Source organism: Streptomyces yerevanensis (assembly GCF_000716805.1).
Taxonomy (GTDB): Bacteria; Actinomycetota; Actinomycetes; order Streptomycetales; family Streptomycetaceae; genus Streptomyces; species Streptomyces flaveus.
The window spans coordinates 1-16596 of record NZ_JNWJ01000072.1 but is presented as its reverse complement, the minus strand read 5'-3'; the positions used below and the strand labels follow the sequence as shown (position 1 = coordinate 16596).

The 16596-nt window shown below is 68.4% G+C and carries 16 protein-coding genes and 1 pseudogene; 6 read left to right on the top strand and 11 right to left on the bottom strand.

All coding sequences use genetic code 11. The annotated features are described in order from the left end of the window. Positions 1-303: 303 nt before the first annotated feature. From OP79_RS42075 to OP79_RS42065, 3 genes are read left to right on the top strand one after another with little or no spacing between them, the layout of a single operon-like run. Positions 304-1623: an aromatic ring-hydroxylating dioxygenase subunit alpha gene (locus OP79_RS42075; RefSeq protein WP_033328402.1), complete on the top strand. Its 1320-nt coding sequence runs from the start codon at positions 304-306 to the stop codon at positions 1621-1623. 7 nt (positions 1624-1630) lie between these two features. Beyond that, positions 1631-2593, top strand: coding sequence for a PDR/VanB family oxidoreductase (locus OP79_RS42070; protein ID WP_033328401.1), 963 nt, complete (start codon positions 1631-1633; stop codon positions 2591-2593). Then, complete coding sequence (locus OP79_RS42065; RefSeq protein WP_033328400.1) at positions 2590-3003, top strand: nuclear transport factor 2 family protein; 414 nt, start codon at positions 2590-2592, stop codon at positions 3001-3003. The genes OP79_RS42070 and OP79_RS42065 overlap by 4 nt, the downstream gene beginning before the upstream one ends. 35 nt (positions 3004-3038) lie before the next feature. On the opposite strand, the gene OP79_RS42060 is transcribed toward OP79_RS42065, so the two are convergent. Next, the gene (locus tag OP79_RS42060; protein ID WP_245685636.1) at positions 3039-3794 is read right to left on the bottom strand and encodes a TetR/AcrR family transcriptional regulator; all 756 of its coding nucleotides are present in this window, start codon (positions 3792-3794) and stop codon (positions 3039-3041) included. Positions 3795-3906: 112 nt separating this feature from the next. Further along, positions 3907-4098 carry a hypothetical protein gene (locus tag OP79_RS42055; RefSeq protein WP_033328399.1) on the bottom strand — a complete coding sequence of 64 codons (192 nt, stop codon included), beginning with the start codon at positions 4096-4098 and terminating at the stop codon, positions 3907-3909. Positions 4099-4118: 20 nt separating this feature from the next. Here OP79_RS42055 and OP79_RS42050 point away from each other — a divergent pair. Further along, positions 4119-4481, top strand: a pseudogene (locus OP79_RS42050) (acyl-CoA dehydrogenase family protein); the annotation flags it as partial. 280 nt (positions 4482-4761) lie between these two features. Here OP79_RS42050 and OP79_RS42045 read toward each other — a convergent pair. From OP79_RS42045 to OP79_RS42015, 7 genes are all read right to left on the bottom strand, one after another. After that, the gene (locus tag OP79_RS42045; RefSeq protein WP_033328397.1) at positions 4762-5796 is read right to left on the bottom strand and encodes a 2-hydroxyacid dehydrogenase; all 1035 of its coding nucleotides are present in this window, start codon (positions 5794-5796) and stop codon (positions 4762-4764) included. Further along, on the bottom strand, positions 5793-6416 hold the full coding sequence (locus tag OP79_RS42040) for a histidine phosphatase family protein (protein WP_033328396.1): 624 nt from the start codon (positions 6414-6416) through the stop codon (positions 5793-5795). Before OP79_RS42040 ends, OP79_RS42045 begins: the two co-directional genes overlap by 4 nt. Next, a complete protein-coding gene (locus OP79_RS42035) occupies positions 6413-7900 on the bottom strand; it encodes an FGGY-family carbohydrate kinase (protein WP_033328395.1) in 1488 nt (495 codons plus the stop codon). Before OP79_RS42035 ends, OP79_RS42040 begins: the two co-directional genes overlap by 4 nt. Continuing rightward, complete coding sequence (locus OP79_RS42030; protein WP_033328394.1) at positions 7897-9405, bottom strand: FGGY-family carbohydrate kinase; 1509 nt, start codon at positions 9403-9405, stop codon at positions 7897-7899. Before OP79_RS42030 ends, OP79_RS42035 begins: the two co-directional genes overlap by 4 nt. Positions 9406-9410: 5 nt before the next feature. Beyond that, on the bottom strand, positions 9411-10535 hold the full coding sequence (locus OP79_RS42025; protein WP_211270973.1) for a sugar ABC transporter permease: 1125 nt from the start codon (positions 10533-10535) through the stop codon (positions 9411-9413). A 122-nt stretch (positions 10536-10657) separates the two neighbouring features. Beyond that, positions 10658-11485, bottom strand: coding sequence for an ATP-binding cassette domain-containing protein (locus tag OP79_RS42020; protein ID WP_033328392.1), 828 nt, complete (start codon positions 11483-11485; stop codon positions 10658-10660). Positions 11486-11518: 33 nt separating this feature from the next. Then, positions 11519-12595 carry an ABC transporter substrate-binding protein gene (locus tag OP79_RS42015; RefSeq protein WP_033328391.1) on the bottom strand — a complete coding sequence of 359 codons (1077 nt, stop codon included), beginning with the start codon at positions 12593-12595 and terminating at the stop codon, positions 11519-11521. Between the two features lie 307 nt (positions 12596-12902). Between OP79_RS42015 and OP79_RS42010 the strand changes: the two genes are divergently transcribed. After that, complete coding sequence (locus OP79_RS42010) at positions 12903-13709, top strand: DeoR/GlpR family DNA-binding transcription regulator (protein ID WP_078492366.1); 807 nt, start codon at positions 12903-12905, stop codon at positions 13707-13709. A gap of 306 nt (positions 13710-14015) precedes the next feature. Here OP79_RS42010 and OP79_RS42005 read toward each other — a convergent pair whose 3' ends face one another. Next, positions 14016-14885, bottom strand: a complete 870-nt coding sequence (locus OP79_RS42005; RefSeq protein ID WP_051745447.1) for an alpha/beta fold hydrolase — start codon at positions 14883-14885, stop codon at positions 14016-14018. 234 nt (positions 14886-15119) lie between these two features. After that, positions 15120-16031 (bottom strand): nuclear transport factor 2 family protein, encoded by a 912-nt coding sequence (locus tag OP79_RS42000; RefSeq protein WP_051745452.1) that lies wholly within the window; start codon positions 16029-16031, stop codon positions 15120-15122. A 165-nt stretch (positions 16032-16196) separates the two neighbouring features. Between OP79_RS42000 and OP79_RS41995 the strand changes: the two genes are divergently transcribed. Beyond that, positions 16197-16596, top strand: a 400-nt coding sequence (locus OP79_RS41995; protein ID WP_245685635.1) for a GlxA family transcriptional regulator, incomplete at its 3' end; no start/stop codon positions are given.

Below are 16596 nucleotides of genomic sequence, written 5' to 3'. Positions count from 1 at the left end.
GGCGTCGGGCCAACGTAACAGGGCGCTCGGCGATCCGACAGATGTCTGCAAGTAATTCATCAAAGCAGGTCAGAGTCATTGACAGTTTTTCATCAGGGTCGTACAACGGCATGAGCGCCATGTGGGCCGCACCGCTCGCCGCGCCTGTTCAGCCATGGAGAAAGAGCCGCCGCACGCTCGTGCGACCAACTCGGACGACAGCACGAAGAAGCCTCAACCGCAGACTCCCCGCACGCTGTCCGACCCTCCAGTGGCCTTCATATACGCGTCCCCGCTGCCTCAACGCCGAGGAGATGGTCCACCATGACCGACACGACCGTGACTGAGACGACCGTGACCGACACAGGAACCGGCTACGGCCGCAAGCCCTCCTCGCACGACGCCCGCCTGACCGAGGTCGGCCCCGGCACGCCGATGGGCGAGGCGCTGCGTCGCTACTGGCAGCCGATCGCCAGCTCCACCGCGCTCACCAGCGATGTCCCGCACCGCGCCCGCCTCCTGGGCGAGGACCTGGTCGTCTTCCGGGACGGCCAGGGCCGCCCCGGCGTCGTCTTCGAGCGGTGCTCGCACCGTGGCAGCAGCCTCTTCTTCGGCCGTGTCGAGGAGGACGGCATCCGCTGCTGCTACCACGGCTGGAAGTTCGACGTGCAGGGCCACTGCCTGGACCAGGCCTGTGAACTCGACGGCGGCCGCCGCCGTAATCTCGCACGTCAGCCGTGGTACCCGGTGGAGGAGCGGTACGGCCTGGTCTTCGTCTACATGGGCCCGCCCGAGCTCAAGCCCCCGCTGCCGCGCTTCGACAGCCTAGAACCCCTGGGCGAGGGCGAGAGCTACCACACCAGCTGGATGGTGCCCGGCGCCGAGGTCATCGGCCTGGAGGGGGACTACAACTGGCTCCAGCTGTTCGAGAACGCCGTGGACCCCGTGCATGCGGCATGGCTGCACTCCAACCACAGCGGCTACCAGTTCGCGGGCACCGGGACAGTCGGCTTCCCTGAGAGCTACTACGACCACCGCACCGCCGGCGAGCGCAGCAGCTACCACCGCACCGACCACGGCGTGGGGTACGTCTGGCGCTACCAGGACACCAAGGGCCCCGACGGCGAACTCGTCGACCTCGAGTGGACGGCGCAGTGCATGCTGCCGAACATCGTCGCCCTGCCCGACTTCGTCAAGTCCACCCCCAACGGCCGCAACGACATGCTGCTTTGGGTGGTCCCGGCCGACGACACCCACCACCGCCTGGTCTTCTCGATCCGCGCGGCCGGCCCGGAGCGGACCACCTCCTTCATGTTCGGCATCAAGCAGAACGGCAAGAACGGCTGGGAGCTGACCAACGAGGAGAAGCAGCGCTTCCCCGGCGACTACGAGGCCCAGCGCTCGCAAGGTGACATCACCCAGCACTCCGAGGAGACCCTGGCCCCGTCCGACAAGGGCGTCGTCATGCTCCGGCGCATGCTGCGCACGATGCTGGACGACGTCGAGGCCGGACGGACCCCGCTCGGCGTCGGCGCCCCCGGCGATCCGGTCCGCCGCGTGGAGGCCGGTCTCTTCATCCGGCGGGAGGAAGAGGGAGACGCCGTCCCGACCCCGAGCGCCCCAGGCGTGGCGGCAGGGGCGTGACCAAGGCGTGAGCACCATCTGGACGGACGCGGTCGTCGTGGCCCGGTACGACGCCACGCCGAGAATCGCGGTCTTCGACCTCGCCCGGGCCGACGGCGGCGAGCTGTGGGAGTACGAGCCCGGCGCCCACATCGACGTAGCAGTCGGCGAGGCGGCACTGGTGAGGCAGTACTCCCTGTGCGGGCCACCGGGCATCCGCAAGCAGTACCGGCTCGCGGTCCTCAACGAGCCCGCGTCACGCGGCGGTTCACGAGCCATGCACGCCCTCGCCGAGGGCGACACGCTCCGCATCGCCACACCGCGCAACCGCTTCGGTCTGACGTCCGCACGCCGGCACCTGCTCCTCGCGGGCGGCATCGGCATCACCCCGCTGCTTTCGATGGCCCAGACGCTCGACGCCACCGGCGGCGACTACCACCTGCACTACTGCGCCCGCAGTCGGACAGAAGCGGCCTTTCTCGCCGACCTGGAGAACCACCCACAGGTCACCCTCCACTTCGACGACCAGCCCCCGGAGCAACTCCTCGACCTGGGGCGCGACTTGGGGGAACCCGCTCCCGACACCGGGGTCTACGTCTGCGGTCCCGGCGGGTTCATGGATTACGTGCTTGGGCGGGCGGCCGAGCTGGGATGGCCCGCGTCCGCCCTGCACAAGGAGCGCTTCAGCGCCTCGCCGACTGCCGCCGAGCCCGACGGGGGAGGGGAGGGCGGATTCACCGTGCGCCTGTCCTCGACGGGGGCCGAGTACCTCGTCCCCGAGGACCAGAGCGTCCTGGACGTCCTGCTGGCGAACGGCGTCGACGCACCCAACTCGTGCGGGCAGGGCATCTGCGGCGAATGCATCGTACGGGTGCGCGAGGGCGACCCCGATCACCGAGACGACGTCCTGACCGACGACGAGCGCGCGGAGGGCCTGTTCACCCCGTGCTCGTCGCGGTCGAGGACCCCGATCCTGGAGCTGGAACTATGACCACTTCACCCACAGCGGCGACGGTCCGCCCGGCCACGGTCGAGGAGGCCGAGGCCGCCTGGCTCGCCGCACAGACGCTCCCGGACCCGGAGCCGAGCATCCGTGCCCTGCTGCACCCCGACTGCGTCATCGTGCACTCGGCGGTGGGCCACATCCACGGCGTGGACGACTGGCTGCGGTACGCGGCACGCATGGGCCGTACCAGCCAGGTGGACACCTACGACGTGACCGTCCAGCACTTCGGCACCACGGCCGTGGTCAGCTGCCTCCAAGAGATGCAGGTCGCCTTCGTGCCCGAGCTGACCCCGTTCGTCATCCAGGCCGCCGTCAGCCGGGTGTGGGTGCAGGCGGAATCGGGCGGCTGGCAGCTGGCGCACCTGCAGCTGGCCAGGCGGCTGCCGCCGGGCTGAGCATCCGGGCTCCAGGAGCCCGGCAACCGTCGTCGTCAGTCCTTGGGCTCGCCGTTCACCGGCGAGCCCTCGTCCTGCGTCGCCTGTGTCGCTTCGGCGAGTGCGGAGATGATCCGGCCCACCTGCTCCGCGTAGTGGTCGAGGAACTCCGGTGAGGTGGGGTCCTGCTGGGTGAGTTCACGGGCGATCCACGGGACGGTCACCGGAGCGATCGAGGCGGCGAAGAAAACGAGAGCCACGGCCCCGACGTCGAGGTCGCCGCGGAATTCACCGCGCGCCTGCCGCTCGCGGAGTTCCTCGACATGCTTGAACAGCTCGGCAGCCCGCTCGTCCTCCGCGGGTGGGCGCGTGCCGGGCTCTTCGCGCGTCAGCGTGTGCGCCCACGCCGGGTCCTCCCCGGCCCAGTGGACGTAGCGCCGCACGGCCTCCGAGAAGGTGTGGGTCTGGCTGACCCGGATGGACTCCTCGAGCCACCGTTCGCTCAGCGCCTCGTACAGCCCGCGCTTGCCCCCGAAGTAGTAGGTGATCAGCTGATGGCTGACGCCGGCCGCCTCCGCGATACGCACGACCCGGGCCCCGTCGAAACCATGGGCGCCGAACTCCGCGCCGGCGGCGTCCAGGATGGCCCGCCGGGTGCCCACCGGGTCCCGCTGACGGTCGGGATTCTTGGGGTGCCTCCGGCGCTGCCGCCTGCCGGACGATTCCTCCGGCTTTCCTGACGTCGTCTCCTCCGCTGCCACGGGGACGACCTTACCCGCGATCTTGTTGGGCAGGCCAACTACTTTGCCCACAGCTCGATCCACCTGCTCGGCACATGTCGCGACACAACCGTCCGGGAGCCTCCGTGGCGGCGTCCGCCGTGCCCGCTCAGCCGACGGCCGAGGACTCGACGCGGATCACGCTTCAGTCGGCTTCCGGGGCCCGCACGGCCGCCCGCTCCACTCCGGCCTCATGGCCCAGCAGTTCGCGAGCCATTTCTCCGACAGCCCACGTGGGCGTGTTCGCGGCCAGGACCCGGCCCTCGCTGGTGATCACCACCGCTTCACCGCCCAGGTGCTTGAGAGAGGAGACGACGATCTGCTCGAAGGCGGCCACCGGGACGTCGGCTCCGACGAGCCGACGCGCGCGTGCAGTTCGACCGGCCCATCAGCGGCTTCCAGCTCACCCAGAAGAAGCTCGCCGACATGAGTGTCTCCCTGGGCGGCGCCGCGCTGCTCGCCCTGCACCTGGGCCGCCTGAAGGACCAGGGCCGCATCCGCCCCGAGCAGATCAGCGTCGGCAAGCTCAACAACGTCCGCGAGGCCCTCGCCATCGCCCGCGAATGCCGTACGGTCCTGGGCGCCAACGGCATCTCCCTGGAGTACTCGCCCCTGCGCCACGCCAACAACCTCGAATCGGTGCTCACCTATGAGGGCACCAGCGAGATCCACACCCTGGTCATCGGCCAGGCCCTCACCGGCCAGGCGGCCTATCGCTGACCGGCCCACGCCCCGGTTCCGGACACGGCGAGCGGCCTTCCCGCGTTCGCGTAGGTTCAAAAATGGAATGGCCCATACCTCATCAGCGACCTGGAGCTCTCCAACTTGTCTCACACAGGGGCCACAGCACTCGTCTCAAGATCTTGTCCCCTCACGGGGCTGCCCGTCACTGCACCACCAGTGCAGTGCAAGCAGACCAGCAACACCGCCAAGCGGACGACTCCGGGACTCACCGCCGAGGACTTCAGCACTTCGCTGTCAGCCTCGGCTTCCAGGCAGCTCAGTGAAGTCGGGCGAGAACGTCTGGATTTGCGCAGTGCGCGAGTGGCCGGCCTTGCAGGAATCTTGCTACTTCCGAGGCCACGATGGAGGCGGCGTTGAAGGCGGTCTGTTTGCTGGCGCCGGCCAGATGGGGCGTCATGACGATGTTGGGGGTCGTCAGCAGGCGCGAGTCGGCGGGGATCGGCTCGTGGGGGAAGACGTCGAAGGCCGCGCCGAAGAGCTTTCCGGCGTCCAGGGCGTCGCACACGGCGTCGTAGTCGACGAGGGACCCGCGGGCACAGTTGACCAGCACGCCGCCCGCGGGCATCAGGTCGATCAGCTGCCGGGAGATCAAGCCCTCGGTCTGCGGAGTCGCGCGGGCGTGGACGGTGACGAACGTGGAGCGCCGCATGAGGTCTGCCAGGTCGGTGACCTCGGCCGGTGACACGTCGTCCGGACGGACAAAGGGGTCGGCGACGAGCACGTGTGCGCCGAAGCCGCGCAGGATGCGGGCGACCCGGGAGCCGATGGCACCGTATCCGACGATGCCGACGGTGCTGTCCTCGAGCTCCGGCCCGACCTTGTCGAACATGTAGTAGTCACCTCGCCAGGTGCCTGCGGCGAGGTCCGCGTGGGTGGCGGGGATGCGTCGGGCCGCGGCCATCATGAGGGCGACCGTGTGCTCGGCGGTGGCGGTGGCGTTGCGCCCGGGGGCGAAGGAGACCGCGACGCCGTGCCGGGTGGCTGCTTCGAGGTTGGCGTTGACGGGGCCGCCGCGGCTGACGCAGAACAGGCGCAGATCGGGGCTGGCTTTGAGGATCCGTTCGGTGAGCGGTGCCATCTGGGTGACGCAGATGTCCACTCCGCTGAGGGCCTCGATGAGCTGGTCCTCGGTGCCCGATGCCTCCCGTACCTCGGCCACCTCCCCGAAGGGCTCGACCGGCCAGGGCAGGGTGAGTTCGCGGAAGGTCGCGGTGGGTGCGGCCGGCTGGAGCCTGTCGGTGAGCAGGGAGTTGAGGACGAAGTGGTCACCGGCGGTGAGGATGGTGGTCACTTGAGTGCTCCTGGGGTCACGGGGCGGTTCAGCGTCAGCAACGACGGCACGCCGTCGCTCAGGACGAGTTCGTTCAGGGCGCAGTTGGCCAGGAACGGGAAGGTCCGGCGGTACTGGCGCAGAGGCAGGCCGAGTATGCGGCAGAGCGCGAGCCGGATCGCGGTGGAGTGGCCCACGACGAGAACGCGGCCTTCGCGGTGATCGGCCTGGAGGTCGGTGAGGAACTCCAGATAGCGGTCGCTGGCGGCCAGGGGGTTCTCTCCCTTGGGGAAGTGGTTCGTCACCGGGTCGGTCTGGAAGGCTGAAAGGTGGTCGGGAAACCGCTGTTGCATCTCCGCGCGCGTGAGGCCCTCGGCGATACCGAAGTCGAGTTCGCGCAGCCGTTCGTCCACGCTCACCGGCAGCCCGGTGCTCACCGCGCTGTCGCGTGCGGTTTCTTGCGATCGCGTGAGTGGGGAGGCGAAGATCCCGGTCAGGTCCGCCTGTTCCGCCCAGTCCGCGAGCGCGCGTGATTGTGCGTGGCCGCGCTCGGTGAGCGCGATGTCGGTGCTGCCGGCATACCGGTTTTCGGCGTGCCACAGGGTCTCCCCGTGTCGGACGAAGATGACATGGAGGCTCAATGCGCCGCCCTTTCTCGTGCGTGGGTCGCGACGACGCCGGGGAGCCAGCCGCGTTGGACAAGCAGATCGAGCAGCCGGAGGTAGCCCTCGTCGTGAGGGTTCTTCTCTGAACGGCGTGGTTCGAGGGTCCTGTCGAGCCGCACCATCGCGGCGGCGACGCTTTCCAGAGCGTCACGGCTCGATGCGGCCAGCACCGCCATGCCGAGCGCGGGTTGCGCGTTGCGCGGAAGGCTCACCGGGCGTTGCAGTACATCAGCGCGCAACTGGTTCCACAGGGGATTGCGGGTGGCCCCGCCGGTGAGGACGATCGCTCCGTCGGTCGGGGCGCCGAGCAGGTCCACGTAGTCGAAGCAGAGCCGTTCGACGTAGGCGGCGCCCTGCAGCAGTGCGGCGAAGGACTCGGCCCGGGTGTCCGGCTCGCGGCTGCCGAACGCGCGGGCGTCCGGGGCGACGAAGGGGAACCGTTCTCCCGGGGAGACCAGTGGATAGCGCAACAGGTCGGTGGGCAGCAGTGCCGCGGCCTCGCGGGTGAGCATGTCCAGGTCTGCGTCCGCGAATTCGCGTGCGACCAGGCCGGCTCCGACACTGGAGGCTCCGCCGGGCAGCCAGTGGCCAGAGGGCGATCGGTGGGAGTAGACGACCCCGTGCGGATCATGGACGAGGTCTTTGGTGACGCCTTTGAGGACCAGGGTGGTGCCCATGACCGAGTTCCAACTGCCGACGGCCGTCGCGCCGGAGCCCAGTTGTGCCGCGCAGCCGTCGGTCATCCCGGCGACGACGGCGGTGCCTTCGCTGAGCCCGGTCTCGGCGGCGGCCGCGGCGCAGACCTGGCCGATGACCGTGCCGGGCGGTACCAGGTCGGGCAGGATCGCGCGGGGGATGTCCAACGCTGCGAGAACGGGCTCGGGCCATGTCACCTGTGCGGCGTCGGCGCCGGTCTTGAGCGCGTTGCTGGTGTCGGTGGGTACCTCGTGCCCGACGAGCTTGCTGTTGATGACGTCGTTCTGGTGCGCCAGTCGCCAGCCGTTCTCAGCGGCGTGGGGATAGTGGTTGAGCAGCCATCGGAGCTTGGGCAGAGCCCAGGATCGCTGCATCCGCTGGTAGCCGGCCTTGGCCCACTGCTGCTCCCCGGCGGCGTTGACCTGTTCTGCCTCCGCCGCGGCGCGCCCGTCGTCGTACATCAGGGCTGGTGTCACACAGAGGCCACGGCGGTCCAGCATGGTGATGGTGCCGGAGGTCGCGTCGACAGCCACCCCCTGGACCCGGCGCAGGTCGGCACCCGCGGCGCGTCCCCGGTCGATCGCCGTGAGGACAGCGCGCCACCACTGCTCGGGGTGCTGCTCATGGCGATCACCCTCCCGGCGGCTGGTCAGCGGGCACGAACCCTCGCCCAGCACAGTGCCGTCGGACGCGGCGACCACCACGCGTACGCCCTGGGTCCCCAGGTCGATGCCCAGCCAGGCATCGCTTCCACCGGCGGTCATGCGCCGACTCCACCGGTCGGGGTCGGACGTGTCTGTCCGCGGTCGCGTGTCCACAACGGCTGGTTCAGCTCCCGCAGCCGCAGGAAGTCGGTGTACCGGTCGCTGAAGTCGTCGAACGCCTCCGGATCGGGCTGGTAGGTGGCGGCGACCTCCACGTACCGGGCGGCGGCGGTCGGGAAGTCCGGCTCACGGCCGGTGGCGACCAGGCCGGTCAGCCAGGCGCCGCGGGCCCCGACCTCCGCGGAGGCGGGAATCGTCACAGGAAGGCCGGTCACATCGGCGATCAGCCGCATCCAGAAGTCGCTTCTGGTGCCGCCGCCGCAGAGCGCCAGTCTGTCCGGGGAACCCGGGGCCGCGGCCAGGCAGTCGCGGATGGTCATCGTGACTCCCTCCACCAGCGCACGGGCCACGTCTTCGCGGCCGGCCTCCAGGGAGAGGCCGGACAGGGAACCGCGCGCGGTGGGGTCGAAGAACGGGGCCCGCTCGCCGGCCGGGGAGAGGTAAGGGATGAACCGCACCCCGGCTGTATCGCGTCTGCCCTGCGCCGCCAGAGCCATCAGATCGGTGACAGAGGTCAGGCCGAGCAGCCCCGCCCCCCAGTCCAGGACGTCGCCGCCGCTCATGGTGGGGAAGGCGCGGAGGTAGCGACCGGGGACGCCGAGCGTCACGGTGATGCCCACCGGTTCGTCGGTGACCACCGTGTCCGTGATGACCTCGGTGGCCAAGGTGGTGCCGAGGATGCAGCACGCCTGTCCTGCGGTCACCGCGCCGGCGCCGATGGCGGTGGCGCAGATGTCGTACGGCGCCAGCACCACCGGGATTCCTGCGGGCAGGCCGGTTTCCGCGGCTGCCGAGGTGCTGATCGTGGTGACCCGGTGGTCGTCGTCGCGAAGCTCGGGCATGAGTTTCCGCGCCCACTGAAGGCCGTAGAGCTCGAACAGCGGGTCGGACCAGTCGCGCCGCCTGATGTCCATGAACGGTGCCGATGCGTCCGACTCGTCGACGGCGGGCTCACCCGTCAGCTTCAGGTGAAGCCAGCCGCCGCAGGTCAGCAGATGACTGGATCGGGTCACCCGGTCGGGGTCGTTCTCGCGCAGCCAGGCCAGTACGGCGTTGGGCATGCCGGTGGACACACGCGACCCGCTGATCCGGAACGCCTCCCGTGTCACCCCGTCGCGCTCCCACGCCGTGATCTGGGCGGTGGCCCGTCCGTCGTTCCACAGCACGGCGGGCCCGGTGGGGCGACCCTGACCGTCGATCAGCCAGGCGCCGTCGCCCTGTGCGGTGACGGCGACCATGTCGGGTGCGTCGGGGAGCGCGGCGACGACTTCCCGGACGGCGTCGGCAACCGCGGCCCAGACCTCGGACATGTCCTGCTCGGCCCACCCGGTACGGGGCCGCATCACCTGGGTCGGCCGACGGCTGACCGCCAGCTCCTTCCCGTCGTCGGCGTATCCGACCACCTTGATGGTGGTGGTGCCCGCGTCGATGGCGATCGCAGTCACCCGCTTCACCCCCGACCGTGCGCCTGGCGCGAGCGCCGGGCGACGGAGTCCAGGCCGACAGCGATGAGCAGCACCGCTCCGGTGATCATGAACCGGTAGGAGGAGTCGAGGTTCAGCAGAGTCAGACCGCTGGAGATCGACTGGATGACCAGGACTCCGAGCAGGGCGGCAATGGCCGAGCCGCGGCCGCCGAACAGGCTGGTCCCGCCGATCACCGCGGCGGCGATGGCGTTGAGGTTGACGTCTCCGGTACCGGTGCTCTGGTTGGCCGCGGCCAGTCGCGAGGCGGCCAGGATGCCGCCGACCGCGGCCAGGCCGGAACACAGGACGAACGCCGAGGTGTAGACACGCCGTACGTTGATGCCGGCCCTGCGGGACGCCTCGGCATTGCCGCCGACCGCGTAGATCGATCGTCCGAACTTGGTGCGGCTCAGCACGTAGTTCATCACCAGCACCAGGGCGACGAAGAACACGAACATCCAGGCGACGCCGCGGGTGCGGTTCAGGTAGAAGACTGCGATCAGCAGCCCGGCCAGCAGCAGAAGCGACTGCATGACAAGCCACTGCAGCGACGAGGACGACAGCCCGGCGCCGCGGCGGGTTCGGGCACGCACCCACCCGGTGGCGAGGAAGCCACCCGCGGCCACCACCGCCAGTGCGTAGGCCATCCAGTGGGGGACGAACCACAGCTGTGCGAACTTCACCAGGGTGGAGTCGTAGGGCAGATTGATCGCGTTCTGGCCTCGAAGCAGCCACAGCTGTACGCCGAGGAAGGCCAGCAGCCCTCCCAGGGTGACCACGAAGCTGGGCACGCCGAAGCGGTTGAGCACCTGGCCGTAGAGCCATCCGACCAGGCAGCCGCCGGCGACGGCCGCGAGGAGGGCCAGCCACATCGATTGCTCGTTCTTGACCATGACGACGGCCGTGATCGCGGCCGACGCGCCGCTCACCGATCCCACGGAGAGGTCGATCTGGCCGACCAGCAGGACGCAGACGATCCCCAGCGCGAGGACGCCCACCGGGACCATGTCGAAGGACAGGTTCACCAGATTGGTGCTGGACAGGAAGGTCGGATTGAGCAACTGGAAGATCGTCCAGATCACCACGATGCCGGCGACGACGGGCAGCATGCCGAGGTCTCCGCCCCGGACGCGGCGGATCGTGGCCCTGATGCTGTCGGTGATGCCTTGCGGCGTCACGAGACGCTCATCCTGTAGGTCGGTGGCCGTTGCCACCGAGTCTTCGGTGATGGTCACAGCTCTTCCTTCTCTTCCTGCTTTTCCTGCGGGGAAGTCAACCGCCCCGCGGCTCGCCGCGAGACCACGTTGTCGCTCGCGCCGGTGATCGCGGCGACGATCTCCTCGGAGGAGACGTCCTTGGCGTCGTACACACCGTTGTTGCGGCCCAGCCGCAGCACCGCGACACGGTCGGCGACCGCCCGGACGTCCTCCATGTTGTGGCTGATCATCACCACGCCGAGTCCGTTGTCCTTGAGCCGCTCGACCAGGTTGAGGACCTCGGCTGTCTGCGCGACGCCCAGGGCGGCCGTCGGCTCGTCGAGCAGGACGATCTTCGGGTTGCTCAGCAGGGATCGGGCGATCGCGACCGTCTGCCGCTGGCCGCCCGAGAGGGCGGCCACCGGGACGCTGAGTGAGGGGATCTTCGCCGACAGCTGTCGCAGCAACTGCCAGGAGCGCTTCTCCATGGCGACGTCGTCCAGCATCCAGGGCCGAAGTTCCTGGCCCAGGAACAGGTTCGCCTTGACGTCGAGGTTCTCGCACAGGGCGAGGTCCTGGAAAACCGTCGCGATGCCCATCGCATGGGCAAGGGCCGGTGAGCCCAGAGACACCTTCTCGCCGTGAAAGAAGATCTCTCCCGCGTCGGGCGTGTACACCCCGGACAGGATCTTCACCAGCGTGGACTTGCCGGCGCCGTTGTCCCCGACGATGGCGACCACCTCACCGGCCGCGACGTCGAGCTCGATATCGGTCAGCGCGGCGACCGCGCCGAAGTTCTTGCAGATTCCGCTCAGCGACAACACGGTGTCCGTGCCCGCACCGGTAACCGCGGTGCCTGTCATCGTGACCCTCTTTTCCTCAGAGACTCCAGACCGCTACTGGATGCCCAGGCGTCCGCAGTCGGCGGCGTACTGCGCGGTGCACACGTCCTTCGCCTTGAGCACCGCATCGGAGCCGAAGATGACCTCCTTGAGGTTCTTCTGTGTCACGACGGTCGGCTTGAACAGCTGCGACGGGGTGTTGAACAGCTTGGTGTCCGCCTTGGGCTCCTTGCCCTGCAGCAACTGGTGGGCCACGTCTGCGGCCGCCTCGGCGACGATCTTGATCGGCTTGGAGATGGTGTTGTACTGATCTCCCGCGATGATGCGCTGGATCGCTGCCAGCTCCGCGTCGTTGCCGGTGATCGGCGGGACCTTCACATCCGCGGCCTTGAAGGCCGCGATCGCTCCACCGCCGGTGCCGTCGTTGGCGGCCACCACACCGGCGATCTTGCCGCGGTACTGGGCGATCTGACCGCTCGCCCACTGCTGGGCCTTCTCCGGCGACCATCCCGGTGTGTCGTACTCGGCCAGCAGTTTGAACCCGCTGTCGTCGACGGCATTGTGGACGCCCTTCTTGATCAACCCGGCGGCGGCGTCGGTGGGAGACCCGTTGATCTGGAGCACACCGCCCTCGGCCTTGGTCTCCTTCAGGTGATCGACCAGCGACTGGGCGATGGACTCGCCGATCGCCTCGTTGTCGAACGACACATAGAAGTCCGCGGGCTTGTCCGGGATGGGACGGTCGTAGGCGACCACCTTGACGCCCTGGGACTGCGCCGTCTGCACGATCGTGGCCGCCCCGGCCGAGTCCACCGGGTCGATCACGATCACCTTGGCGCCCTGGGCCATCGCGGAATTCGCCTGCTGCTGCTGAAGCGAGGCGTCACCGTTGGCGTTCTGGTAGATGACCCCGCAGTCCGGGCACAGCTTGGCCATACGCTTCTTGAACAGCGGAGCGTCGTACTGCTCGTAGCGGGTGGAGGCCAGGTCGGGCATGAGGAACGCGACCTTGCCCGACTCTCCGTCCGCCTTGGCGGTCCCGGAGTTCCCGCCACTCGGTTCCTCAGCGCATGCGGTGAGAGCGCCCAGGGCGAGGATGCCGGCGAGAGCACCACTGGCCAGTTTTCTCATGATCGACTCCTTGATGCGGACCGTGTAGCCGCCGGTCGGCCGCTATGACGTAACGCACAAGAAACGCGTGGCTCCTGCGGGTGTCAACACATCCTGAGAACTGAACACCGATGTTTGATCCTTTGATCAGCCTGGCTGTTCGTTCTCCTGGCATGGGTGAACATCGGTGTGCCATGCTCCTTCGGGGAGCGCGCCACAAACCCTGCTGTAACACGCTCGTTGCAGGTGAGGAACGCGCATCGGACGAGATGAAAGCCCGACACAACGCGTATGTGTTCTGTTAACAGAAAGAGAACAGAGGGACTTCATGGAGGAAGACAAAGATCCGGCCACCGGTGAGGGCGGGCGAGGGCCGCGCGAGAGGCGGGAGCGGATCAAGAGCCGTGTCGTCGACGAAGGCTTCGTCCGCATCGAGCGGCTCGCCGACGAACTGGGCGTGACACCGATGACCATCCGCCGGGATCTCGACTACCTGCAGGGCAAGGGGTGGCTGAGGAAAGTCCGCGGCGGGGCGACCGCGCAACCGTCGACGGCGTTCCACGGCGACATACGGCACCGCACCCAATCCATGGCGCCGACGAAGAGCGCACTCGCCCGTGCCGCACTTGGCCTCGTCAAGCCCGGGCAGTCCCTCATCGTCGACGACAGCACCACTGCCCTCGCGCTCGCCGGACTGCTCGCGCAGCGCGCACCGCTGACGGTCATCACCAACTTCGTACCCGTCATCCAGGTTCTCGCCGGCAGTCCGGGAATCGAGCTCATCTCACTTGGCGGCGCGTACTACCCCGCCTACGACGCATTCCTCGGCATCCGGACCATCGACGCGGTCAACAGCCTGCGTGCCGACACGCTGTTCGCCTCGACGACCGCCATCACCCGCGGCCACTGCTATCACCAGTCCCAGGAGACGGTGGGAGTGAAAAGAGCCCTGATGGAAGCGTGCGACCGCAAAATCCTTCTGGTCGACCACACCAAGTTCCAACGCCGCGGCCTCTACCAGCTCGCACCCGTCACCGCGTTCGACCTCGTCATCGTCGACGCCGGCATCTCGGCGTCAGAGCTCGACACGCTGCAGGCCAGTGGCGTGGAAGTCCTCGTTGTCGGCCCGGAGTGAAACAACGCGCTGAAGCAGCGCTACCCCGAGCGTGTGAACCTGTGGGCAATCTGGCTCAGCGCCCTTCAACTTTTCGACAACTGACAGCCAACATCCGCCTGTACACGGCAGGGAAGACGGCAGACGGCGTCTTCCCTTCTCACAGCACGGCAGTGAAACGCGGCAACTGGCGGGGCTCTACCACCAGATGCCGGAGTCGTCAGACGTTGCGGGAGGCGCGCCGGATCGGCCGGAGATCCCATCGTGCCTCTGGTCGGGCATCAGTACGGCGAATGTGAGACCCGTTCCAACGGCATCCGATCAAGCTCAGGACTCGAGGAACGAAAGCGCCCTTGCGACGAAGTCCTCGTGGTACTGGAAGATTCCCCCGTGGCCGGAATCAGGGTAGAGGGGGACGAGTTCGCTCTTGGGCAGACGAGCGGCCAGGTCGATTGTGTTCTGGCTGGGCACCATCCGGTCGTTCTCACCGTTGGCCACGAGGACCGGTTGGCGAATGGCCGACAAGTCTGACGGTGCCTGGCGGCCCCATTGTTTGACGGCCTTCAGCTGGGCACGGAGCGACGGCAGTGAGATGTTCTTGTCCCGGTTGTCCGTGCGCTCCTTCAGCCGCCGCAGGAGGGCGCGTCCTGCCCGTCGGCCGCTTGCGGTGTCGGTGAAGAAAAGGGAGAGCTTCGGGTCCTGACGGATCAGGGCGCCCTTGATCGTGCCCTGGACGGCCAGAGCCGGGACCTTGTCGATGCCGGGCCCTCCGGCGGGACCCGTGCCCGCGAGGATGACCTTGCGGACGAGGCGCGGTTCTTCCTCCGCGATGACCTGTGCGATGAAGCCGCCCATAGACAGACCGAACACATCGACCTGGTCGAACCCGAGGGCACGGATGAACAGCACCGCGTCGCGGGCCATCCCTTCGATCGTGTCCGGCGTGGAGCCACCCGACCCGCCCACCCCGCGGTTTCCGAAGGTGATCACCCGGCGTCCTGCGGCGAGTCCGTCGACGACGCGCGGATCCCAGTTGTCCAGGTTCCCGGCCAGGTGGATCAGGAGGATCAACGGTACGCCGTCCTCGGGGCCGAGCTGCCGATAGACGAAGTCCACCCCGTCAACGGACACGGAGCGGGTCGGCGCGTTCTTGTACAACGATCGTGAGGGGGACGGGGAACTTCGCGGTGCGCTCATGTCCAGGTCTTTCATGTAGATGGGTGTCGCAGCGACGGGGTCGGGTTCACCCCAACGGGCTGGGTCCGTACAGCGGCAGGAGACTGGAACAGCGCGTGATGACGTGTCCGAGGACGGACGCGTGTATCCGAGGCAGCACGGCACGTGTGATGTGTATTGAGGAACTGGAGGGTGAAGATCAGTTGCGGGCGCTGGCCAGGGGTCGTAGCGCGGCCGCTACGACCCCCGCGGCGGTCAGAACATGGTGTTGTCGTTGGCGGAGGTCTCCGGCACGTCCTGTACGGCGTCCCAGTGCTCGACGATCTTTCCGTCCCTGACCCGGAAGAGGTCGAGGACCGCCCGGCCGCGCTCGCCCGGTGTGTCGACGTAGTGGCTGTGGACGGCCACCAGGTCGCCCTCGGCGATGATCCGCTTCGGCTCCACGCTCAGCTGCGGGAACTGCTCCAAGTACGCGCCCGCTCCGGCTTTCACGCCTGCCACGCCGTCGGGGACGTTCGGGCTGTGCTGGTCATACTCGGGGCCGATGTAGGTGTCGATGGCGGCCAGGTCCTTGCGGACCAGGAGCCGGTCGACGAACGCGGTGACCAGCTTCTTGTTGTACGCGGTGAGCCACGCGGGACCCGGCGCCTCGGTCCGCGGCCGGCTGACCGTGGAGAACATGTCATTGCCGTTGGCCGTGGTCGCCGGCACCGCCTGCAGCACGTCCCAGTGCTCGGCGATCTTCCCGCCCTGGAAACGGAAGATATCGAAGGCGGCCACGCCGCGGGTGCCAGGGGTCAGGACGATGTTGGAGTGCACGAGCACCAGGTCGCCCTCGGAGATGACCCGCTTGATGCCGTACGCGAGGTCCGGGTACTGCTGGCGCTGGAGGGCACCGAAGTACTTGAGGGCCTCGGCGCCGTCGGGGGCCAGTGGGTTGTGCTGGATGTAGTCCGGCCGTACGAAACGGTCGACGACGGATGTGTCGCCCCGCTCGAAGACACCCTTGAGAAGCTGGACGGCGACCGCCTTCTGGTAGCCGAGCCGGGCGCTCTCGCCGTATCCGTCGCTGGAAATTTCCGCGGCTCGATCGCGGCCGGGAGCTTCGCGATGTGCGGCGGAAGCGACGGCGGGCACGGCGGCGGCACCGGTGAGGGCGACGGCCATGAGTGTGGCGGCGAGGGTACGGCGGCGGGCGGATGCGGTGGTGTTCACGGGGCTCTCTTCTCCGGACTCGGGAGGTCGTAGACGTGTTGATCGGTGGGCCGCCTGGTGGCGGTGTTCGTCATGTGTCGAGCGTGGCTGCCGCCTCCGCACGCTACAATGGCACGAATGTCAACTTTCGACGGGATCACGCCATGCGGCCGCTACGAGGTCCTCACCTGCAGCGTCGACGGCCGCCCGGTCCGCACCAACTCCGACTTCTCGATCACCGTCGAGCACGGCCCGGAGGCGCTGCGCACCGCCGACACCGTCATCATCCCGCCCTTCTTCGCCCCCGCCGTGACCCCGGAAGTGCCGCAACCCGTGGCCCAGGCGCTCGCGTCCGTGGCTCCGGGCAGCCGCCTCGTGTCGATCTGCACCGGCGCCTTCGTCCTCGCCGCAGCCGGTCTCCTCGACGGCCGGCCGGCCACCACCCACTGGATGGTCGCGGACCTCTTCCGCACATGGTTCCCCCAGGTCGCACTCGACCCGGACGCCCTGTTCATCGACGACGGGGACATCCTGACCT